We start from the raw sequence: 20,771 nt of genomic DNA on the forward strand, positions 1-20,771 counted from the left end.
AAGCCCATTAGCGCTCGGGCGACCGATTTTTTTTATTCCAGGCCTCACTGAAATCGCCTGGCGTGACGGCAAAGGCCTGGCTTGATTCTTGCCAGGCCCTCCCAGTGCCGCCTCGTTAAGCGCGGCGGCGCGGGTCATAGGAAATTGCAGCTGCTCGGTCAACGGCGACGAGGCAACTTTCTTGGAACCGATGCTGCTTCAATTGGTTTGCTTTTCGGGACGTCCGTTCAGCAATGGCGTTCTCTGTCAATGGATTGGCACAGAAAAGCCCTTGGCCGCGACTCCAAGGGCTTTTCGCTGCTCTGAAAAAATGGAAGCGACCTAGACGCGGCGAGTAGCGAGCTACGAATCCCATGACTGAGTCCCATCAGGGTCATCACGCGTCTCCATGGCCAGATCGTGAAGCGCCTGGGTGTCCTCCGGATCATATTCCGCCGATAAGATGACACTCAGGAAAGCCGCCCGGGCGATCTCCTTCTTAGACGCCTTTGGATGACGTTGTTTGACGGCGTCGATCAGAGCCTTCGGTTTCATAGCCGGAACAGCCAACTCACGAATAGTGTTGGCGATTTCTTCGATCTCCCGAAGCTTCTTCTCGCGCATGGTGCCTCCAGTCAATTCGACGAGGTTGCCATATTTGCATGAGAGTTCGGTGACGGGCACAGTTCATGAAGGTCCTCAAAGGCGGCTCGAACGAATGCTCAGCCAAACCCAGCCTCCCGTCGGGCATTGCTGAGCAGCTGGTCCGCAGTCGCGCTCGATCCGAAAAGGTTTGTGAGCCTTTCCATCTCGCCGCTGCCGATCCTATGTCGAGCGCAAAAGTCGGTGACCAACCAGACTTTCGATAGGCCGGAATGCTCAGAGGGTATTTCGACATCCAGCGTGGAGCTCGCTGCCACGATGTCTGATTGAAGATCTGGCTTCTCCTTGTCACGAACACGCAGATGACCTTGCTGACTGGCTGATCGCGCACTGAGGGCAGGTCTTCTCGTATCACAGGTCTTTCCAACAGCGCTGACGAACAGAACTCGAGATGCACTTTCCATTAGTTGCACGAATGCGCGTTCGCAGGTGCAGTCGGCCTCGTTGACGAGTGCAATCAGCGGGTCAGCGAGGGCATCGGTAAATGAGAGATCGCTGAATGCAGAGGTGGTTGCCAATCGGATTTGAACTTGCGGCGTATCGATCAAGTTAGGGGTGTCCAACATCTTCGCCTCGCCGGGACCGGGCCGAGGAGTTGGCATTGTTGGATCGTGTCTGATTGGCTCAATATGAAGCTTGATCTTGGGCAACGGTGCATCCAATTCGATGGCGGAACGATCTCACGTCGACGGGGATGTTAGGCTTTGGACCAGCACTGTCCATAACACAGAGGTATGGGAGCGTAGTCATCGATATGCCTAGATCGTGCTGCCGTCGTCAGGTTAACCTCGTCCACCGACTCGCCTCGGTGCTTTGCGGCTCGGTGTGCCGATCCACTCGGCTAAGGTTGAAGACAAATCGAGGCCACCAAGTTCTCTGATCGCTGCTTCATGCGCCTGATGTGCAATTATCCCGTAGAGCTCGTCAAAGGTCGTTCTTGGTAACTCTCTCGCCGGAATGACGGCAACGTAGATTTCGGACAGGCTAATTTTCCTGATCGATCGGCGAAGACGATAGCCTTTAGTGTCACCCGTGAGCAGTTCAGCAAATTCGAGCCGCTCGACTATTTGATCGACATCCGATGCTGCCAGACCGTCGATAGCCCTGAGCTGTTCCATGCTGGTAGTCGAGCGAAATTGATTGGCTCCGATTTCCAAAAGGATACGGAGAGCTTTGTTGAAGTCGGGGTTCAGCATGACAACATTTTCAGCCATTCGTGTCCGCCGTGAGGTCTTGAATAGCCGTTAGCGATAGAGACGAGGCAGCCCCGTCTCACAGCTGGCGCAGCCGCGTCGGCCTTGGTCGTCCAAGTCGTCCGTCAGCATCGCAAAGCGTCACGGTCTGCAGCGGCTAACACTAGCGATGGCGGGCGTGTCGCACACTCATACTTAGGTTTGAGATGCCTGCGATTAATGTCCGTAGATCAAGACACTGATTGTCGGTCGCGTTTACTGTCATCGATCGTCCGGCATATTGCTTCAATAAATGAAGCTTGATAAAAGGCTTGAGTTGTCGCGTCTGCGAGCGAAGCGCGGACTGCGGCTTGGACGAGGGCGCTCCCTGCGGGTTGAGCGCCCTCTCTTCATCGCGGATCGGAGAGTTCGAGCGATTGGTATCGTTCACCATGTCATGGAGCAGCGATCCCCAATGGTTTTTCTGGGGAAAGGAATTGACTTCACCGCTCACCGGTTGTCAGGTGCGCAAGCATGATACTTATCATGTTTTGACAATCTCCCGGAAACCGGTTTGCCTAAACAAGATGCGTCACAGCGGAATAACCAGGGCCGGTTGTCGGCTCACTGTCAGTTTACGAGTGCCCGGATGTCCGATCCCGACAATGCAATGAATGACATAGCGTCTCGCTTCGACTTCCAGCATTACTTGCTATTGGCCGGAAACGACGATGGTCCACGCACTGTAATTGCCACCAATTGGCACCCCAAACTGTTGTCGGCGTATGACAGGCAGTCACTTATATTTCGGAGCCGATTTGTCGCGGAACTACGGGGTCAATTGATGCCCGTCGTCGACCTTAAAGGCCAAATGTTCGAGCGTGAAAGCGGTGAGCGAGCTTCGTCGCTCTTAGAAGCCGCTAGAGCTATCGGCATCAAGGAGACTCTCGGGCTCCGGGTTATCTATAGTAAACATGTGATCTATACGGCGCTCTTGTCTGCTCCCAAGCTACCGTCGGTGGATTTGCCCGCGTTTATGTTCGATTTGATTGGGGCAATGAGTTCTTTTGGTCGCGACGGTGTGGGCGCGAACCCATCACCAATATTGACCCCCAGGGAGCGCGAGTGTTTGAGATGGATTGCGGCTGGCAAAAATAGCAGCGAGGTTGGGGCGATCCTCGACATCTCGGCACACACCGTGAACAGCTACATGAAAAACGTTATCAGCAAGCTCGGGGTGGTCAACAGAGCGCAAGCGGTAGGAATTGCGTTTGATTTGAGTCTAATCTGACTAGGCTTGCCAGCAACTAGGGTGCCTACGACACAGTGTGGATAGAATATGACGCCTGATCAGGAAGCGCTTTACCGGCAGGCGCTAGATGAAATTAAAACAATCAGCGTCGCAGGCTCCTCGCCATTGGACACTAGCGATCTCTCCGATCTGTTGCGGCAGCACGGGCTCGTAACTGCTTCAATCGATCCCAGAAATAATACCATTACTGGATACACGGCTGCAGGCGTTGCGGCGGTCAACTCGCTCGCGAAGACATTCCGACCTGCCTTGAGCCACCATAGTAGTCGCGTAAGCAACGTTACGCTCGCGAACGTCATGAGACGTGATATTTTGCAGACCTGGCGCGAAAGGGGTGCATCGCAACCCGAAAAATCCGATTTCGACACCTTTGAACGGGCCATTGCTGAGTGGTTGGGGGCCTTCACCCAAGTCCGTCAGCACCTTGTGCCTTGTACCATTTATCCCTTCGCCATCCCCTCTTTCGACGTTGGGCCAGTGACGTTTCGCCATTTTTCCGAGCTCCCCACCGAAGGCTCTGGAATTTCACGCGAGGAGTTTTGGCCCAAGGCTCCACCGCTGTGGAGGCAGTGGTGCCGTGATGTCTGGGCTGCAATCCGGCGAAGGCCGGTTGAGCGAGAAAAGATCGGCGGATTTCAATTCTCCAGATTCGCTCAGTTCGCGACTGAACGCGCCGCGCCGTGGGTTGCATTCGTAAAAGTGACAGGACGGCCGCCCGACGAATCTATTCGAGCAGCAGACCTTTTATCTGATATTGCCCTCGCAGCGATCCAGTTGGTTTCGCCGAGCAAGGATATGCGTGCTATTACCCGTGCCTCGGCTAGAACCTCGCCAGCATGGCGAGCAGACATGTCATGGACCGAGGACGCTGGTTTTAGTCCCGGCGTACAAAATCTGACACCCGCACTGACGCGTTCGCCCTTGATGACTGACAAGCACATCCGGGAAGTGGGGCCGAGCCTGCGATCGATGGGAAATCGTCTCTCAGCGTTCCTTGACGGTTCAAGCTCCGTCCCTGATCTCGAAGAGGCATGGTGCAATGCGGCCTACTGGTACCACGAGGCGTTGGCTGAGACCCTTGATACCGTTGCGGTCGCGAAACTGGAAACGGCGATCGAGGTGCTCCTTCGCGCTGCGAGCCTGAGCGGCAGCAAACGACGGCTTCACGAAAGCTTCGAAGTGTTTCTCGGGTTGACCGGTGCCGATCTGATCGGAACGGGAAAGTCACTTACTGTCGAGCAATTCATCGAGGCAATCACAACAGCACGTTCTCGGGTGCTTCATGGTACCTGGCCCACCATCCAGTTCGATCTTCCTGCAAACAAAAGCGGTCAGACGATCAGCTATGAAGACGTCGAAGAGCTAACCCGTATCTTGCTTCTCGAATTTTCGGTGTGGCTGGACGAATATATCGCGACCGGCAGCGCTATCGATGGAACAGAAGCCTTCTTCTCCTGGATAAGATCTGCTCGTCTCGCGGCCGCCACGTCGCAGGCAGCGCCCTAGCATTTGCTGCGGAAGATGGGCGTCCCTATTGATTACGGATCAAAAATTGGATCCATCAATTTTTGCCTGCCGCTTTTCCTCCCACTGTCGAAATTGCTCGGCAATCATCCTACGACGTTCTACCTTCAGCCGCTCTGCCTCATCTCGCTTTGCCTGCTCCCTCTTCGCATTGGTGTTGGCGGTCGCCCGCTTTCGTGGTTTGGCCGTTTTAGCTGATTGACGTGACTTGGGCTTCTTGCTTTCGGGCACCACCCGACCAGGGGGCCGTCGAAAGTGCCATTCCACGTTCTCCGGTTCGAAGCCAATCTCAGGTACCTTCAAGGCCAAGAATCGTCTTGAGGCATGGGATGGGGTTGCGTCGATCAAATCCTCGTAAAACGAGGCAAAATCTCGCCGCCACCGCTCGCAGATAGGTGCGCCCGACGCAACAATGCTGTCATACTCGCGCTGGAGGAAGGCCTTCTTGTCCATCGCCAACGAGTAGCACTCAGTTTAGAACAAAGCAAGAACTCGACTTCCTACAAGGCGGTCTCGCAACCTGCCGGATAAGTACGAGCAGGTGCGTCTTCGTTAAATTCCGGGTGGGCATTCCTTACCGTCACCGCATTTGCCCGCTTAGAGGCTTTTTGTGGTCTTGAAATCGGCGGTAAGATTATGGCTCGACACGAAAGCTCGGGCGAACTCCATGAGGTCTGGCTCGACGGTTAACGATGCCTGCCAGATCTCAGTGGGGACATTCGTCTTATTCGCGGCCAGCTTATCGATACGGCTGGCAAGCACATCAGGTTTGACCCCGGCTTTGGCGAAAAAGCCTCTCGCGCTCCGCACGATTTCGTCAGTCTGCCCGGCCGCGAGCACCGTCTTGGTCTTGGGGGCTTCGGCAAGGAATCGCTTCTTCAGCCCCTTCGCCGCCAGCACCTCCAAGAAATTACTCACAGACTGAGCGGTGTGTCGCCGGTTCGCTGTATTCTGGTTGCTCGCCTTCAGCCATTTCCGTTCTACTAGAACAGTGATAACAACCAGGTATTGACTATGACGGGCCAGATTGGCGGCCAAGCTCGAAGCGCAGGATGCTCTCATTGACGGCCTTTTCCGAGGCGATCTCTTTGGGAGATTGGAAGGGTGTTCCCGGGGATGTTAATTCCGCGACCTGGCGATCGTTCAAAGCCGATGTTAGCCCTGCGAAGCCCACGATGAGTTATTGCTCATCAGAAGCTCAGAAGTTAGGCCGTAAGGGATGTTGCTGCAAGAGCGTGAGAATGCATTCCCGTGTGAACAGAGACTATTTCGCTAATATTACGGCTAGGGCTCCGCTGATGGCTGGCAGGCCAAACCAAATAGCTTTCCGGAGGCTATCGTATTTTTTCGCGCATACGCGCGAAACATCAAAACAGTGTTTCAGCCTGACTTCGGCAAGCTCGCTAGCGGAATGGGATGCCACATCCTTGATATAGCTTACCGCATCGAAATGTTTCGCAACCGCTCCAAAAAAGACGATTCCTTCGCCGGAAGCCGACATCAAACGCGGAGCTACGACCATAAATGAGAAGACAGCGGACAGCGATAGCAGGAGCACGGTAGTTAAAGTAAGGACAAAAAATGCCGTCCACTCTGGCTTTACCAGGACGGCCTGTACGGTGTCGTTACCAAGTAGGTATGCAAGAACACCAGAGCCTATCGTAAAAGCCCAGGCCGCCTTAGTGTCTGCCAAAGTGATATAATTTCTGACGTATTCCTCTTGAAATTCAGCGAAAGCGAGATGCTGTTCATTGAGTGTCACGTCACTTGTGGAGGTGACGGTGCTCACTCCATGTTCCGGCACCCGCAGGGTTGGTGCATTTAAAATGGCGTCGCGAACCTGAGACGGGGCTGGCGTTGAGGAAGGTTTCAAGTCGTCGCTCATTCTGTGGGAACCTTCCATCTTCCGTTATATTGCCAAAACCCATACGGCTTTCCAGTTTCGGTAAAAATCCAACCCGTGTCAGCAGATTTGAGAGTTACCCAATTTTGCAACCAGTTCGCAGGAAGGCCGGAAAGCATTGATTGACCAAGCAGCAGGGTATTCGCGTCAGCGACGGCAAGCATCTTGCTCGCTATGTTTGCGGTCGCCCCTATCGCAACGATTCCATTGAATCCTCTGGCTGCGCCGACCTTCGCAACGGTGATAGGACCATGATCAATGCAGATTCGGAAATCTATCGGAACAAGATTTGACGCAATTATGAGTGGGTTCACGATTTCAGCCGCTGCTGTGAACATAGTCAGCGCAGCCGATACGGCCTTCTGTTGAACGGACACGGTGTCCCCAGCCTCTTTCGTGAAATATGCCATCAGTCCGTCGCCCGTATTCTTTTCCAGATAGCCGCCGTAATCTTCGATGACCCGTATCATTTCCGTGAAAAAGAGAGACAGAATTCTGAGCAAGTTCTCTTGCTCGGCGTCGGTGGACGAAGGCCGGGAAGAAAATTTGCTTATATCGAGAAACATCACTGCCGCGTCTAATCTGCGGCCCGCGTGAATAGGCAGGTCTGTTGCGTCTGGGATAACGCGACCGGCGGTAACGGCGCTTCTCTCACTAATTTGCTTAGCGGCAGCGAGATTGCGGGCCAGTTGGCGTTCAAAATAGGTTTTAGAGAGGCGAAGAAAAATCGACACGATCACCTTACAATGTAAATTTGATAGTTTTCGATACCGACTTCCGATCCGTCAAATTCCGCCTCGGTGCATCTTACCAACCATTGAGTATGGATCAATTCATACAAAGCGCGACCGATCCTGAACTCGTCACGCGCACAGGACTGTTCAATTTTCACCGATCGATTGAGAGCGTCGCTACTAACCTCGCTGGTAGCAAAGCCGGTCGTCGCGATCATAACAGACCTTATTGTAGCCGCGCCGTAGTCCGCGCCGATCCGGACATGCAACTCAGGTAACCCGACTTCGGAGAGAGCTGGATTTACTGAATCGCGAAGAACAGTAAGAATCGTTAGGCCTAGGTCAATTGTGTTATCGCATTGCGTCGTGTACGCGGGATAGTCGATATAGGCAATAAAGCCATCGCCCGTGGTTTTTAAAATACTGCCATGGAACTGCCCTACGACGGTCGCTAGCTCACGCAAGAATATCTCGTAAGCCTCCTCAAATCGCTTGGCGTCCTTCCGCCGAAGCGACGTACTTCCGCAAAGGTCCACAGAGATAAAGCTCAAATAGCTCGGGACATCGGAAGCCACTATCGGGGTATGAGGAGCAGCTTTCTCTTTTGGCGGCTCATAGCCCGCACCGGCAAGTTCGGCGTCAAGGGCATTGCGCCGCGCGCCAGCGTACTTTCTCGCGGAGCCAATTGTTGGAGGCTTGTAATGGACTGGCAAACCGCGCAGGTGTTCAGCGGCCATGCGCTGAACTTCTTCGACTGGAATGACGTTTTTGAGGAAATTATCAAGGTAATGAGGTTTTCCCTCCACCATAATTTCTGAGTATCGGCGAGGGTCAGGCTTTATACTGAGGTACGCGGTGCGCGTTTTATCGTTCGTCGAGATCGTTTCCATGACGAAATCGAAGCGGGCGCGGGTTCGCCCACCGTCATCCTTATCATGCCAATCTTCTTTACCGGACACTATTTCGACTCACATTGAGAGGAACCCACTGTATCAACTTTTACAGGTTCTGGATATGTTCGGTGTCCTGTCGCCTTCAACATCATCTTCTGGTTGGTGTTTTTCTCTTGTACATTGGAGCAAAGTTTGAGGGCAAAAAAATTTTGCTGAAGCACTCGCTTAGCAGCTTGCTCATTTTTGCTCTTCAAGCCAACAAACGGTGGCAACTGCGGGACGCTACGAGCTTCGATGACCGCCATGAAATAATGGTAGGTTGCATCGGTTTCCATTCGTCGAGCGACGTTCGCGACGCTTGATGCCAGCGACATTGATCCGCAGATCTACGCTCTTGTCTCTCGATTAGTCGGGGCACTCACCAACCGAAAGGCGGGTTGAAATGGCGGCTGTTCCGCCTGACGAATTGCGATACTAGATGAGTGGTTTCCGAATCGCGGGGAAATGCATGCCGTTCTACAGAGTTTCCTCTCGTACCTTGCTCATCGAAGCTGACGATCCTGCCAAGGCTGCGATGACCGCCTACAGGATGTTCGAGGATCGGACACCCACGGATTTCGAGGTCGTTGGCCCCGACGCGGAGGTCGACGATATTCATCTGTCCACCCAGCAACAGGAACAAGCGATTACGATCGAATTCCTCAGCGGTTCACCATCTTAGCCAGTCAAGCTCACTGCGACAAACGCTAGGAATGAGCGCGGAGACATTATCGGGCGCGACCTGCGTATAGTAAGCAGCTCGCCAATAGGGAGGATCACTGCATGAGCAGGCAGCATGCGACACCGCTTATTATCTCGGCTGACGGTGGGGCGGTGGCTCGCGCGGTGCCTCTTGGGCTTGGACTGGCCGGTCATGGAATGAGCGAAAGCGACATACAGGAGCTTATCCATCGTCATCCATTGTGCCTGCCGATAGGCGAAATCGATCCGATGTTTGCTGGAGCAATTGCTATCTGTCGGGAGCTTACGACACCCGCCGGACCGATCGACAACTTCCTCATTACACCGTCGGGACTGCCAATTATCGTCGAATGCAAATTGTGGCGTAATCCGGAAGGCCGCCGTGAGGTGATTGGCCAGATCCTCGACTATTCGAAAGAACTGACAAAATGGTCGTCTTCCGATGTGCAGCGGGAAGTAAGTAAGCGGACGGGTCGGAAGGGCAGCGTCGTTCTGGACCTAGTTCGTGAGGCAGGGCACGAGGTAGACGAGATCGCCTTTAATGACGCTTTGACGTTCAACTTGCGGCGAGGTCGATTTCTTCTGCTCATTGTTGGCGATGGCATTAGGGAAGGGGTGGAGGCAATCGCGGATTACCTTCAGATCCACGCTGGCCTCCATTTCACGCTGGGCTTAGTAGAAATGCCGGTGTACTCGACCCCATCCGGGGAGAAGCTCGTCGTCCCACGAGTGTTGGCCAGAACGCAAACGATAACCCGGACAGTCATCAGCATTCCCGATGGGATGACTATCGCGGAGGCCGAGGACGATGAGGGGGAAACTGCGTACAGTGCGGCGGAAACACCGGAAAGAGCCGAGGCGAGGGAGCGTCGCCGAGAGATCCGGTATTCATTCTGGAGCGAGTTCCTTGAAGGCCTCAAGCTTGACGATCCCGAACAAATGCTGCCTTCTCCATCACTAGGCGGTCATGTCGTTTTCAAGCTTGGAGCACCGGGCGGCTCAAGCTGGATTACTGTATATCGGGATGTCCGGTATAACGCCGTGGGTCTTACCCTGTCATCGAATGTGAATTCTCCGGGTGAACGCGCATCTAGATTGTTGTCGGATCAGGCTGATGACATTTCGAATGAGCTACCTGGCGCTACGGTGGACTTTTCGGGTGATCGTCCAGAAATCTCGCAGCGGCTCGTTCTACGCGACCTCAATAATGTGGAAGATCGGCAGAATGCCCTTAGTTGGCTTCGAGAGCGCACGAATGCTTTCGTAAACTGCTTGAGACCCCGCATTCGGTCAGCCCTCAGTGAGATCGACAAGGGGTAGGGAACCGGTTTGGCCGACAGCCCCAATCCGGTCACGGCGGGCGGCTCGATCCGCAGCCATTATCGGCCAATAAGGGTGCGGTGAGAAATGTCATGCTCCGGATGGGTCGCCGTCCCCTGAGGCTAACCGCAAGACTGCGGAACGGATGGCATTTGCGAGGTCCTTGTCATCGCTGGCCCGCTCCAGGACAAGGGCACCAACCATGGCAGCCAACGCGGCTAACTCCTCGTCTTTCTTTTTGTCTTTGCTCAGAAGCCCAACCAGCTTTTGGAGTCCGGCTGTGAAGGCCTGCCGGAGCGGGCTGTCACTCGGCGCTCGAGCCGCATCCCCTGACAGCGCGGCCAAGGGACACTGACTACCAGCGGGTTTCGGCTCAAAGTAATAGTCCGCCAGCCTTCGAAGACGCCCTTTCTCAGCTCCAGCCAAAATGGTTTCCCACGAGTTCGACGCCCCCTCGAATGCGCTCGTGCACGCTTCGGCATTGAGAGCGTCCTTAGATCCGAACATCTTATAGAAGCCGCCACGCGTCAGGCCCGCTTCTGCCATCAGCCCATCAATATGCAGCCCATCGACGCCGTTCTGCCTGAGCAATGACGAGGCGGCCTTCACAACACGTGAGCGGTTTTCGGCCGCGTTTTTCAAAGAAGCTCTTCCCATTACCGCACCTTGCATTTTTAGATGAAGGACATCATCTATTGTGAGTAGATGTTGACCAACATATAAGGACGGTATCATGGGTATGCTAGATGGTAAGGTTGCGCTAATCACCGGCGGCACCTCTGGGATTGGCAAAGCTAGCGCTTTGCTATTCGCAAGGGAGGGTGCCAGCGTTGCCCTAACAGGCCGCCGGTCTGCAGAGGGCGAAGCTGTTGCCCAGGAGATCATTGCCACCGGAGGTGAAGCAATCTTCATCCAGGCTGACCTCGCGGAGATCGAGAAGATACCCGAGACGGTCAAGAAGGTTGTGTCGCATTACGGTAGACTTGATGCCGCGTTCAATAACGCAGGGGTGTCCGGTGGAGGCCCAATCGAGACTTTGGATATCGCGACATGGGATCGCATTATCGATACCAACCTCAAAGCGGCGTTTTTTAGCCTTCGAGCGCAAGCTGAGCAGATGAAGCGACAGGGATCTGGGTCCATTGTGCTCAATGGTTCGGTTCTGTCGACGATCGCGTTTCCGGGCACTTCCATTTACAGCGCTAGCAAGGGCGGCATCGTGTCTTTGTCGCGCGCCGCTGCCGTCGAGCTGGGTCCTTTCGGAATCCGAGTGAATTCTATTAATCCTTCGATCACTCGAACGGAAATGACGGAGAAGAGGATCGGTAAAGATGACGCTGGCGGCGAGACCCATCCTTTCGCGCCCAACATTCCGCTTGGCCGGTTGGCTGAGCCGGAGGAAATGGCACAGGTGGCTCTATTTCTGTTGTCCGACCGAGCGTCATACGTCAACGGGCAGACAATTATCGTCGATGGAGGGCAGAGCGTAAGCTGATGCCGCACTGACGCTTCCGTAGCCTTCATCGATCTGCGGGCCGCGAACCTTCGTTGAGCAGCCTGCAGCGGCTATCCATCGCTGCACTAACTTTGTTGGTTCCGATAGAGTGGTGGGCGGCGCTCATCTGTCCACCGAGCAACAGGAACCGGCGATAACGATTGGGGTTTGCCGAGCGGCACTCGCCTCCATCCATTGGGCGGCGGCCTCGTGGCGGCTGCATACCTAAGTATGATGGTGGATGACGCGGAGTAGCGTACGTTCACCCCATCACCTCGCTATCCTCCCTCATGACCGCGAAGTGATCGCCGCGACGTTTCTCCACCGTCGTGTGCTCGCGGATAATATCTTCCGCGTTGGGCCGCCTCCATCCGCCCTGAGGCGGCCCCTTTTCCCAGTTGCCCTCATGCACTGTCTCGGTCCTTGAAAGCGCGTCTCGTCGATCTCACTTGATATGTTGACTTCAATTTTTGAACTGACAGCTCCTTGCCAGAGCAGCTGCTGCCGGTCCTCAGCAACGACGCCTGAAGACGTCCGGGAAATCAGAATGGGTATCATCGAGAAGAATATCAGCGCCGCCGACGACGGGGAGTTGTTGGACAGCTATTCGAAAACGATAGCAGGTGCTGTAGACCTGGTTGGCCCAGCGGTCAGCCGCATCGAGCGGATCGGCGGAAAGGGCGGGCATGGCTCAGGCTTCGCGATTTCGCCCGACGGTCTCATCATCACCAACAATCACGTCGTCAACGACGCTAAGGCCGTGCGGATCAAAACGGCCGAGGGGCTGACCACTGAGGGTAGGGTATTGGGTCGCGATCCCGATACCGACATAGCCCTCGTAAGGGCAAACACCAGCGTAGGATCATGGGCCCGGCTTGGCGACTCCAAGAGGCTGAGGCGAGGGCACATTGCCGTAGCTATCGGAAACCCGCTTGGTTTCGAGTGGACGGTGACAGCCGGTATCATATCGGCGCTCGGGCGCTCAATGCGAGCCTCCAATGGCCGATTGATCGATGACGTCATTCAAACTGACGCTGCGCTGAACCCTGGGAATTCTGGAGGGCCGCTCGTCTCCTCGTCCGGCGAGGTTGTCGGTGTGAACACGGCAGTCATCCAGGGCGCACAGAGCATTGCATTTGCCGTTGCTTCCAACACCGCCAACTACGTGGTGTCCGAGATACTGCGGTTTGGCCGCGTGCGCCGGGGCTATATCGGGATCGCAGCCGATACCGTCGACCTTCACCGCAAGATCGCCTTCGCCGCAGGGTCACTTCAGACAACATCTGTCCGGATCAGACGCATTGAACCCGATAGCCCCGCCCGCTCAGGTGGGCTGCAGGAGGGCGATCTGGTCCTAGCCATCAATGGGTCAGCGGTAGCAGGGATCGACGATGTCGTCCGATTGCTCGATGGCGACAGGATCGGTGAGGAAACGGAGTTTCTTATCTTTTCGGTTCAGGGCACACTTGAGCGGAAAACACTGATTCCGTCTTCGCGTGCATCGTGACGCCACTTACGTCTCCAGTTAAGTGAGGTGACATTTGACGCAGTTTTTCGAGACAACCCAGGGGATCATGGCGATTGGAGCGTTGATTGGCGCTGGCTGTTTTGCCGCCGGAACCGTTCTTCCTAACCTCGCTCGCCTTGCTAAGATGGGTTTGCATCGGCAGCCGAAGCAGGAAGCGCGTAGCTTAGCAATGTTGACGGTATTGGCGCTGGACGATTTTGCGGGCGCTAGCTATGCAGCTATCACTGACACCGCTGAGTTCAACCCAATGGACGAGGGAGAATTCGCGTTCCATGTACCAGATCCTCGCCTTTCGCTACCGAAAGATGTCGATTGGAGCATCTTGGGGACGGACCTAGCACAAGAGGTTCTTTGGCTTTCCAACAGGGTAAAGAACCTCTCCAACGCGCTGGACACCCTTGATCTCTCCATGCCGAACTATGATGGTTTCTTTGAACGACGTCAGGAAGGGTACGCTGGGCTGGCAGCTGAGGCACTCGACATAATCGAAAGGATGCTTGAAGAGTTCGACCTGACCTTGCCCGCAAAGCCAGATTATTACAATCAGCGAGAGGGTTTGGCGGCCGCGATCCAGAGTGTCGGGGAGCGCAATGCTGATCGTCGCAAGGCTAGCCCGGTGATCCGTACGAATGGCACAAATGTATTGCAACTCTTCCCGAAGACTGGCGAAGAAGCCGACGGAAATTAAGTCAACTGTATCGGCTTGTTCAGGGCCGCGCCTTTAATGCCTGCAAACAACCTGGAGCATACGAGTGTCGAGCGATCGAGAAAGGGCTGGGAGCGCGAGGACGGAGAGGACCAATCGAAGTGGTGTCCATGCGGTCGGCTCCATCTTCCTCGGAGACGATTTCGAGTGGTTCTTTCGGCCGCAGGAAGTGTCCGACGTGGGCATCGACGCGATCGTTGAAATCCTCGACAACGACGAGCCCACTGGTCGGTTGATTGCCCTACAAATCAAGACTGGAGCGTCTTACTTTCGAAGTTTCGGCGATAGTTACGCCGTGACGATCAAGAACAGACATCTTGAATATTGGACCAAGTACGATCTTCCGGTGTACCTGATCCTCGCCGATCCAAAGAAACAGGTCTTTCTGTGGGTGAAGGTCGAGCGGCGGTTGTGTGAGCCCACTCGAAAAGGGTGGAAAATCAAAGTTCCTAAGAAGAACGCGCTCGATGCGTCCGCTAAGGCATTTTTCGAGCGTTTCACCTCTAACGATCCCCGATCGATGATGCGGTCGAACTTCGCGCTTGATCGCGAACTGATCGAGGAAATCGAGAAGACAGGCGATCCTGCGATATTCGTATGGGAAGAGTGGGTCAACAAAGGGCTGACTTGGCGAAACCTAAGAATCCATATCGATGGAGATAGGTCCCTAAAGCCAGACTTGGAGGTTGATTATCGTTTGTCAGCTAGTGGGCTGCCTGAGATAATGGCGAAGCTGTTTCCATGGTGCACGTATAGCTATGCGGAGGACGTCACCGACCAAATGGGAGAGGTCAACCTGCACGTCTTAAGCGTTGAGCTGAGAGCGGAGGCGATAGCTTATCTCCAGGTCGAGCGCTTTTTTGAGGCTGGATATCCCGCCGAGCAAGAGTTGGACATCCCGTACGAACCGGATGACCAACTCAGTGAAGACGAATACAACGACATGATGTTTAACCGGCGTGTTGCCGAGGATGGGTGAGCGCCGAGACGCGCTAATCAGTCGAACTCGGGAGACACGACGAGAGCATTATTGTCCGTTGCGAGAAATCGGGAGGCTGATGATGAGATCTCGCTCAGCTCTCTGGCTGTAATCAATCGACGTAGCTTGGGTGCAATTGGACTGCCGGGAGCAGTCTTTCGCATTCTCTCTAAAACGCATTTTGCCGCTGTTAAATCTTCGCTACTTGACACAAACAGCGAGAGACCACGATAGTCGTTATCGTTCTCGCCTACATTGATCCGAAAAATGAACATGCGCAGATCAATTGACTCTCGACGGCCGCCGACGAGATAAAGCTTTTCGTCATTGACAAAAAAGGCTCCACGATAAGTTCGTCGTTCATTGGCTTCTGTCTCTCTCCACATGACAAACTGGGGCGCACCATCAGGGCCTACTGCCTTCCGAAGGAGGCAGTAGTACACTGCATACTCATCCGCATCGCTCGCGATAATCAGGCGATAGTTGCCGCTGTACTTGGTCGATCGAGTTACAGCCGTGTCGTTGATCGCCATGTCAGTTAGGAAAGGCGTACCGATGTACGCTTGTCGCTCGAACTGGGCGTAAAGGCCGTCCTCGTCAATAACTGGATTTATCTCACTCACGAGAGACGCGCGTCGCACATGCTTGCAAAGTACATATGCGTATTCCCTTGTCGGCGTCCAACGGCTGTGGGCTACATCCTTGGCCCGTCTATGGCCCAACTCACCTTCGAATTCCTTCCAGCCTTCAGATTGCGCATCGAATGCTTCTTTGGTCAGTTTTCTGACCGCGTCCACCCACTCAACCGAAACCAAAGTCTTCCCCCTTGTTCTCCAAGCAATGGTTACACACAGACTTCAGTTGCACAAGCTGTCGTAGCGAGCCGGTGGCGTGCACAGTTTTGCGCAGTCTTTGCACAGATCTGTCCAGTTATTGCGGAGTTTTGAATAATTAAGGCTCTGTTATTAAACGATTTTTCGAATTATGATCATTGTGTTGGCGAAATCGTTCGGTGGCATCAGTCGCGATTTCGTCTCCAAGCCACGAGTAGCATTGTCTAATGCCGAACTCGCCTTTGAAACGATTGTCGCTCAGGAGGTTTTCATGATTGTAACGAACTCATACGCTGGATCTTACAGCGAGTTTCGCGGTCGCGCTGCCGTCGACGGGGGTCGTGTTCCTTCGCCGTATGATATCATTAGTGGAAAGGCATACTTTCCGCCGGATATGCGCCAACGCGACCTTCACGATCCGGGGAAGCCTTCAGGCTTCAAGATGAAGGCAGCGCTGTTGGCTGCCGGGATCGCGATCGGAACAACCTTTGGGGCGATGGTCTATACAGCTGACGGTTTGACCAAGATCGAAAAAATCTGGACGATTATCGTAGATCGCTGGACCGATAAGATCGGTGTCGACAAGGCTAACGCCGCTAGCGACGCTTTCAATGATCATACCAAGCCGTTATACGCGGTTCTTTCGCCTGCATTGAAGAACGTGAAGCCGACAATCGACATGATCGTTGCCGCGAAAAGTGAACCGGCGAAACGCGACGACCTTGTCCATGACCGACAGACGAAGGCAAGGACAACCATCCTCTCGAACTCGCAGTCCAAAGAGAGCGCAAGTATCCTGATCAATGAGCTCGACACGGCCGCTGCTTGCCTGAACAGTAGCGGATGCAACGCCGTCATTTGGCACGAAAACTTTGATGGTGCTATGTGCGGAGCGCAGCGCACGTTTGGGAAATTCATCGATCTGCAGCGTCAACGACTTCCGACTTTTGCAAACGATTACTCGCATGCTCTCCAGTCCATCGACTGCGTTAAGGTTCTGTATCGGTAGACCAGATCGACGAACTGAGCAGCGCCCCGCCGATTTTCGTTAGGTCGATCCGCATATAAGCTCCTCTTCGGCTCCCGGCGTCCAGCGCCGAGAGCTTTGAGAAGATTATACGCTCACGCTGGGCGCGATCCGATCAATCCATAGTAAGCAATGAAGAGGTAGCACACTATCGGCATCGCAAACGCGAGGTGGATGCCGATCGTATCAGCCAAGAACCCTTGAAGCAAAGGAATCAAGGCCCCGCCAACGATCGCCAGGCAGAGAATACCCGAACCTTGACTCGTATGCCTGCCAAGCCCGTGTAGCGCCAAGCTGAAGATTGTCGGGAACATAATGGAGTTGAAGAACCCAATTACGAGCACGGACCACATCGCAACGTGCCCTGTCGTAAGCACTGTCACGACCAGCAGAAGGGCTGCAATAAGGGCGTTGAAGGCGAGAGCTTTGCCGTCATCGACATAGCGCATAACTGCCGATCCAATGAACCGGCCGATCATTGCGCCACCCCAGAAGTAAGAGACGTAGTGAGCAGCGTCCGCTTCCGGTAGGTTGGCCACCGTCGGCTCCGCGAAGAAGTTTACGAGGAAGCTGCCAATGCTGACTTCAGCGCCGACGTAAACGAAGATACCCACGGCACCCAGAACAAGGTGACGATAATCCCACGCTGAGTTCCCGGGAAGCTGTTCCCCGCCACTTTCCTCCTCCGTAACGCTCGGAAGCTTCAATGCTGCGAAAACAACCGCGAGAACAAGAAAAGCGAGGGCCAGGATCAGATATGGCAGCTTTACCGCAGCTGCCTCTGTGACGCGCACTGCGTCCAGCTGTTCTGGAGAGGCGTCAACTGTAACCGTAGCTGCCGACAATATAAGAAGTGCACCGAAAAGAGGTGCAAGGGTGGTGCCAAGGGAGTTGAACGCCTGGGTCAGGTTGAGGCGGCTCGCCGCCGTCTCAGGCTTGCCAAGCACTGTTACGTACGGATTTGCGGCCACCTGCAGAATGGTGACGCCTGTCGCCAGAACGAAGAGCGCTCCCAAAAAGATTGCGTATACCCGGTAGCTGGCCGCTGGGATGAACAGTGCGCATCCTATCGCTGCGATCGCCAGTCCAGTGACAATTCCCCACTTGTAGGAAATCCGCTTAACGAGAGCGCCCGCCGGGATCGAGACGATTGAGTATGCGCCAAAGAAGCAGAGCTGGATCAGCATCGTCTCAGTATAGCTGAGTTTAAAAACGTTCTTTAGATGGGGGATCAGGATATCGTTGAGGCAGGTTATGAACCCCCACATGAAGAACAGGGACGTGAGAGCGATAAGGGCTCCGACTTGCTTCGAAGATGAAGAGGGGACAGCGATCGGCGAGGCGGCCGGATTATCTTGCATTGCGGACATTACGGGGGCTTTCGAAAGGGTGCCCGGTTCGGATCTCTATCCGGGCGTCTGCTATGTGAGTGCACACCAGATTTAATTGTCATACTTTTGTAGGCATCGCCAAGATTTGGTGTGTTGACGACCCGACGATCCGCCCTATGCGCCTTCGGTGATCAGACCTTGTCGCTCTTGTCGGCACCATCATCCTTGCCATCGTCTGAGCCACTGTCTCCGGAATTGTCTGCTGGAGCCTCGTTGCGCACGACGACGCCGGGCCCCATGAGCACTTGCTTTCCATTTTCCAGGGTAGCGATGACGCCGTCGGAGTAGATCTTTACCGATGCAACGATGCCCTTCGGGCCGTCATCACCGGGGCCCTCAATGTACTTGCCAACATAGCCCTGGGCGCTTTGCAGGTTCGACAGTGACAGCAGGGAGTCGAGCTTGGCGTTCGACTGGATGGTCTGCTCCACCTGTGAGAAACTCGCCAACTGTGCCAGCTGCTGTGCAGGATCAGATGGTTGGGTCGGGTCTTGATGCTTTATCTGCGCGATCAACAGCGTCAGGAAGCTGTTGTAGTCCAGCATATTTTTCGCGCCTGCCTTTGAGCCAGCCGACTGCGGTTGGTCCGCGCCAGAGCTATCGCCAGTTTTTTGAACGGGTCCAACTGTCATGCCACGTCTCCTGATGAAAATTTCTAGGGCTTAGGAAGGCTTGTTGATTTCGACCGCGCGACGGGCGCTATTGGCGAGCGCCGACCAGGCTTTGACCGTTAATGTTGGAGATTGACATCTGGAGCGGCTGGCCCTTTGCGATCTGGTGCGAGCTTGATGCTAGCGCGGCCATGCTCAACACCCCGCAAATCATCACAGCAATGATCGCATCCATAATTATTTTCATGACTGGCCGACCTTCCAATCACTCGGGACTGCGGCAGATTGCCGACAGGTTATTGCCGTCAGGGTCGATGACGAAGGCGGCGAAAAAGTCCGGATGAAACTGAGGTCGGAGACTCGGGCCACCATTGCTTGTGGCTCCGCTTTCCATTGCGGCGTTGTAAAACCTCACCACGCCCAGGCGATCCTCCGATTGAAGAGCGATATTGACCCCACGGCCGTTATGACCGGTCGACACAAGCCAAAGCGAAATCTCGCCATCCTGGCCGAAACCAGCACCGTCCTCATGTTCGAAAATCTTCTCGTATCCAAGCGGCGCTAAGGCCGTCTCATAGAAGTCTTTCATCAAGGGAAGCTGATGGGTGTGTATTCCAATATGATCCAGCATCTCAGGGTCCTGAATGGTCGCAATAAGCGAACAGGGTCGATCTGATGCCGACCGGGCTAGCGCGACGGGCATCACGGCATTCAAAATAATAGCTTCAATAAATAAAGCTATTATCTGGTTGTATGATGGAAAGCAATTGCGGTCTGGCTATTTTGGATGTGGATAAATCCACAGGAGCAGACGGCCGCCAATCGCACCGGGTCGTCGCGAGCCATGCGATGTCGTGAGATCACAAGGAGGTGATACCCCCCGTGGCCCAAGTCTTTCGCTCTATTAAAAGTGTGTTTTCGTTTTAATCACTTCGACGGCCAGTCGGCGTAGTTCACCGGAGACCACTCATACGTGTCGCCCGTTCGCTTGATGTAACCCACACCAGGGAACGGCAAATGTGGTGCGGCGATCAGTGCACGCTTTGTCGCAATCTCCTTGAAAGCTGCCGCCCGCGTCTTCTCAGCCACCTTCTGATCTGTATCGAAGATGATCGTTATCTCTGGATCCTGAAACTGAACGGCGGAGTGAACGATGTCACCGACGAAGGTGATTTTCTGGCCTTCGCTCTCGAGCGTGTAGAATGCGCTGCCTGGGGTGTGGCCAGGATGGACGGTGCCTGTGATGCCTGGCGTGATCTCTGCCGTGCCTGTGAAGCCTTCCACCTTTCCAGCCTTGTCATAGGGTCCTAGCATTTCCGAGGCCTCCTTTTTAAGAGAGGCGTCTGCGCTCGATCTCGAGTCGCGCAAGAAGAAGTCGAGGTCGGGTTGCCCGAGATGAACGGTCGCGTTGGGGAACATAATCTTGCCACCTCGCACGAGACCGCCAATATGATCTGTATGCGCATGCGTGATCAGAACGTCGTTGATCTGGTCGAGAGCTACGCCAAGTGCAGCCAAAGCGCCGGGTAGCTTCCCAGCGGTTTCGGGCCCGAAAAGGTCACCGGTGCCCGTGTCTATGAGAATCTTTCGATCTCCAATCTGGACAAGATAAGCATTGATCGACGTGTGAACTGGGTTTGCCAGAAAGTCACCGTCCAAAAGGCTGTCGATCTTCTTTTCGCTGGCCCCCTTTAGCAGCTTATGGAGATCGAGGGCGGCCGTACCGTCGGACAACGCAGAAACCTTAGCAGCGCCGACCTTGAACGAGTACACAGAAGGAATCTGGGTGACGGAAGCTGGCTGATCGACCGGTGCGGCGAATGCGGGAGCGTGTAGCGCCGCTGTCGAGACCAACCCAGAAACGATCGTAAACCACAGCTTATGACGCAGCGACTTTTTACCCGGATTGTGAAGCACATGAACCTCCCTGAAGCCTTATAGCTATCAGGTATGACCTTGT

At 54.6% G+C, this 20,771-nt stretch carries 24 protein-coding genes; 9 read left to right on the plus strand and 15 right to left on the minus strand.

What is annotated here, in order from left to right; genetic code table 11:
* Positions 1-342 precede the first annotated feature (342 nt).
* From ACCD05_RS05965 to ACCD05_RS05975, 3 genes are all read right to left on the minus strand, one after another.
* Positions 343-603, minus strand: a complete 261-nt coding sequence (locus ACCD05_RS05965; protein WP_413391685.1) for a hypothetical protein — start codon at positions 601-603, stop codon at positions 343-345.
* A 98-nt stretch (positions 604-701) separates the two neighbouring features.
* Positions 702-1,292, minus strand: a complete 591-nt coding sequence (locus tag ACCD05_RS05970) for a hypothetical protein (protein WP_413391687.1) — start codon at positions 1,290-1,292, stop codon at positions 702-704.
* 132 nt (positions 1,293-1,424) lie between these two features.
* A complete protein-coding gene (locus tag ACCD05_RS05975) occupies positions 1,425-1,856 on the minus strand; it encodes a hypothetical protein (RefSeq protein ID WP_413391689.1) in 432 nt (143 codons plus the stop codon).
* Positions 1,857-2,463: 607 nt separating this feature from the next.
* Here ACCD05_RS05975 and ACCD05_RS05980 point away from each other — a divergent pair.
* Positions 2,464-3,105 carry a helix-turn-helix transcriptional regulator gene (locus ACCD05_RS05980; protein ID WP_413391691.1) on the plus strand — a complete coding sequence of 214 codons (642 nt, stop codon included), beginning with the start codon at positions 2,464-2,466 and terminating at the stop codon, positions 3,103-3,105.
* Between the two features lie 48 nt (positions 3,106-3,153).
* Entirely contained in the window at positions 3,154-4,632 is a 1,479-nt protein-coding gene (locus ACCD05_RS05985) for a hypothetical protein (protein WP_413391693.1), read from the plus strand.
* Positions 4,633-4,671: 39 nt separating this feature from the next.
* On the opposite strand, the gene ACCD05_RS05990 is transcribed toward ACCD05_RS05985, so the two are convergent.
* From ACCD05_RS05990 to ACCD05_RS06015, 6 genes are all read right to left on the minus strand, one after another.
* Positions 4,672-5,109, minus strand: coding sequence for a hypothetical protein (locus tag ACCD05_RS05990; protein ID WP_413391695.1), 438 nt, complete (start codon positions 5,107-5,109; stop codon positions 4,672-4,674).
* A 138-nt stretch (positions 5,110-5,247) separates the two neighbouring features.
* Positions 5,248-5,688: a hypothetical protein gene (locus ACCD05_RS05995; protein ID WP_413391697.1), complete on the minus strand. Its 441-nt coding sequence runs from the start codon at positions 5,686-5,688 to the stop codon at positions 5,248-5,250.
* A gap of 226 nt (positions 5,689-5,914) precedes the next feature.
* The gene (locus tag ACCD05_RS06000; protein ID WP_413391699.1) at positions 5,915-6,535 is read right to left on the minus strand and encodes a Pycsar system effector family protein; all 621 of its coding nucleotides are present in this window, start codon (positions 6,533-6,535) and stop codon (positions 5,915-5,917) included.
* Positions 6,532-7,287, minus strand: a complete 756-nt coding sequence (locus ACCD05_RS06005) for an adenylate/guanylate cyclase domain-containing protein (protein ID WP_413391701.1) — start codon at positions 7,285-7,287, stop codon at positions 6,532-6,534. Before ACCD05_RS06005 ends, ACCD05_RS06000 begins: the two co-directional genes overlap by 4 nt.
* A gap of 2 nt (positions 7,288-7,289) precedes the next feature.
* Positions 7,290-8,246, minus strand: a complete 957-nt coding sequence (locus ACCD05_RS06010; RefSeq protein WP_413391703.1) for a hypothetical protein — start codon at positions 8,244-8,246, stop codon at positions 7,290-7,292.
* On the minus strand, positions 8,246-8,515 hold the full coding sequence (locus tag ACCD05_RS06015; RefSeq protein ID WP_413391705.1) for a hypothetical protein: 270 nt from the start codon (positions 8,513-8,515) through the stop codon (positions 8,246-8,248). Before ACCD05_RS06015 ends, ACCD05_RS06010 begins: the two co-directional genes overlap by 1 nt.
* Positions 8,516-8,688: 173 nt before the next feature.
* On the opposite strand from ACCD05_RS06015, the gene ACCD05_RS06020 reads away from it, so the two are divergent.
* Both ACCD05_RS06020 and ACCD05_RS06025 read left to right on the plus strand, forming a co-directional pair.
* Positions 8,689-8,901 (plus strand): hypothetical protein, encoded by a 213-nt coding sequence (locus ACCD05_RS06020; protein ID WP_413391707.1) that lies wholly within the window; start codon positions 8,689-8,691, stop codon positions 8,899-8,901.
* A 101-nt stretch (positions 8,902-9,002) separates the two neighbouring features.
* Complete coding sequence (locus tag ACCD05_RS06025) at positions 9,003-10,241, plus strand: hypothetical protein (RefSeq protein ID WP_413391709.1); 1,239 nt, start codon at positions 9,003-9,005, stop codon at positions 10,239-10,241.
* A gap of 90 nt (positions 10,242-10,331) precedes the next feature.
* Here ACCD05_RS06025 and ACCD05_RS06030 read toward each other — a convergent pair whose 3' ends face one another.
* Positions 10,332-10,883, minus strand: a complete 552-nt coding sequence (locus ACCD05_RS06030; protein WP_413391711.1) for a TetR/AcrR family transcriptional regulator — start codon at positions 10,881-10,883, stop codon at positions 10,332-10,334.
* Between the two features lie 91 nt (positions 10,884-10,974).
* Between ACCD05_RS06030 and ACCD05_RS06035 the strand changes: the two genes are divergently transcribed.
* The 4 genes from ACCD05_RS06035 (at position 10,975) to ACCD05_RS06050 (ending at position 14,949) form a co-directional block, all read left to right on the plus strand.
* Positions 10,975-11,736: an SDR family NAD(P)-dependent oxidoreductase gene (locus ACCD05_RS06035; protein ID WP_413391713.1), complete on the plus strand. Its 762-nt coding sequence runs from the start codon at positions 10,975-10,977 to the stop codon at positions 11,734-11,736.
* A 547-nt stretch (positions 11,737-12,283) separates the two neighbouring features.
* Positions 12,284-13,243, plus strand: coding sequence for a S1C family serine protease (locus tag ACCD05_RS06040; protein WP_413391715.1), 960 nt, complete (start codon positions 12,284-12,286; stop codon positions 13,241-13,243).
* Positions 13,244-13,277: 34 nt separating this feature from the next.
* Positions 13,278-13,952 carry a hypothetical protein gene (locus ACCD05_RS06045; RefSeq protein WP_413391717.1) on the plus strand — a complete coding sequence of 225 codons (675 nt, stop codon included), beginning with the start codon at positions 13,278-13,280 and terminating at the stop codon, positions 13,950-13,952.
* Between the two features lie 64 nt (positions 13,953-14,016).
* On the plus strand, positions 14,017-14,949 hold the full coding sequence (locus ACCD05_RS06050; RefSeq protein ID WP_413391719.1) for a DUF4365 domain-containing protein: 933 nt from the start codon (positions 14,017-14,019) through the stop codon (positions 14,947-14,949).
* A gap of 17 nt (positions 14,950-14,966) precedes the next feature.
* On the opposite strand, the gene ACCD05_RS06055 is transcribed toward ACCD05_RS06050, so the two are convergent.
* Positions 14,967-15,764 (minus strand): hypothetical protein, encoded by a 798-nt coding sequence (locus ACCD05_RS06055; RefSeq protein ID WP_413391721.1) that lies wholly within the window; start codon positions 15,762-15,764, stop codon positions 14,967-14,969.
* Between the two features lie 169 nt (positions 15,765-15,933).
* Between ACCD05_RS06055 and ACCD05_RS06060 the strand changes: the two genes are divergently transcribed.
* Entirely contained in the window at positions 15,934-16,791 is an 858-nt protein-coding gene (locus ACCD05_RS06060; protein ID WP_413391723.1) for a hypothetical protein, read from the plus strand.
* Positions 16,792-16,904: 113 nt separating this feature from the next.
* On the opposite strand, the gene fucP is transcribed toward ACCD05_RS06060, so the two are convergent.
* The 4 genes from fucP to ACCD05_RS06080 all read right to left on the minus strand — a co-directional run bounded on the left by fucP (position 16,905) and on the right by ACCD05_RS06080 (position 20,728).
* A complete protein-coding gene (gene fucP / locus ACCD05_RS06065; protein WP_413391926.1) occupies positions 16,905-18,170 on the minus strand; it encodes an L-fucose:H+ symporter permease in 1,266 nt (421 codons plus the stop codon).
* A 161-nt stretch (positions 18,171-18,331) separates the two neighbouring features.
* Complete coding sequence (gene flgD / locus ACCD05_RS06070; protein WP_413391725.1) at positions 18,332-18,832, minus strand: flagellar hook assembly protein FlgD; 501 nt, start codon at positions 18,830-18,832, stop codon at positions 18,332-18,334.
* Between the two features lie 244 nt (positions 18,833-19,076).
* On the minus strand, positions 19,077-19,442 hold the full coding sequence (locus ACCD05_RS06075; RefSeq protein WP_413391727.1) for a VOC family protein: 366 nt from the start codon (positions 19,440-19,442) through the stop codon (positions 19,077-19,079).
* A 296-nt stretch (positions 19,443-19,738) separates the two neighbouring features.
* The gene (locus ACCD05_RS06080; protein WP_413391729.1) at positions 19,739-20,728 is read right to left on the minus strand and encodes an MBL fold metallo-hydrolase; all 990 of its coding nucleotides are present in this window, start codon (positions 20,726-20,728) and stop codon (positions 19,739-19,741) included.
* Between the last annotated feature and the right edge of the window lie 43 nt (positions 20,729-20,771).

The organism is Rhizobium sp. Rhizsp42, from assembly GCF_047304155.1.
Lineage (GTDB): Bacteria > Pseudomonadota > Alphaproteobacteria > Rhizobiales > Rhizobiaceae > Rhizobium.

Excerpts from the sequence above, each read along its gene's own strand:
- ACCD05_RS05965 (WP_413391685.1), bottom strand. The coding sequence starts at position 603 with ATGCGCGAGAAGAAGCTTCGGGAGATCGAAGAAATCGCCAACACTATT.
- ACCD05_RS05975 (WP_413391689.1), bottom strand. The coding sequence starts at position 1,856 with ATGGCTGAAAATGTTGTCATGCTGAACCCCGACTTCAACAAAGCTCTC.
- ACCD05_RS05980 (WP_413391691.1), top strand. The coding sequence starts at position 2,464 with ATGTCCGATCCCGACAATGCAATGAATGACATAGCGTCTCGCTTCGAC.
- ACCD05_RS05985 (WP_413391693.1), top strand. The coding sequence starts at position 3,154 with ATGACGCCTGATCAGGAAGCGCTTTACCGGCAGGCGCTAGATGAAATT.
- ACCD05_RS06000 (WP_413391699.1), bottom strand. The coding sequence starts at position 6,535 with ATGAGCGACGACTTGAAACCTTCCTCAACGCCAGCCCCGTCTCAGGTT.
- ACCD05_RS06015 (WP_413391705.1), bottom strand. The coding sequence starts at position 8,515 with ATGGAAACCGATGCAACCTACCATTATTTCATGGCGGTCATCGAAGCT.
- ACCD05_RS06020 (WP_413391707.1), top strand. The coding sequence starts at position 8,689 with ATGCCGTTCTACAGAGTTTCCTCTCGTACCTTGCTCATCGAAGCTGAC.
- ACCD05_RS06025 (WP_413391709.1), top strand. The coding sequence starts at position 9,003 with ATGAGCAGGCAGCATGCGACACCGCTTATTATCTCGGCTGACGGTGGG.
- ACCD05_RS06035 (WP_413391713.1), top strand. The coding sequence starts at position 10,975 with ATGGGTATGCTAGATGGTAAGGTTGCGCTAATCACCGGCGGCACCTCT.
- ACCD05_RS06040 (WP_413391715.1), top strand. The coding sequence starts at position 12,284 with ATGGGTATCATCGAGAAGAATATCAGCGCCGCCGACGACGGGGAGTTG.
- ACCD05_RS06060 (WP_413391723.1), top strand. The coding sequence starts at position 15,934 with ATGATCATTGTGTTGGCGAAATCGTTCGGTGGCATCAGTCGCGATTTC.
- fucP (WP_413391926.1), bottom strand. The coding sequence starts at position 18,170 with ATGCAAGATAATCCGGCCGCCTCGCCGATCGCTGTCCCCTCTTCATCT.
- flgD (WP_413391725.1), bottom strand. The coding sequence starts at position 18,832 with ATGACAGTTGGACCCGTTCAAAAAACTGGCGATAGCTCTGGCGCGGAC.
- ACCD05_RS06075 (WP_413391727.1), bottom strand. The coding sequence starts at position 19,442 with ATGCTGGATCATATTGGAATACACACCCATCAGCTTCCCTTGATGAAA.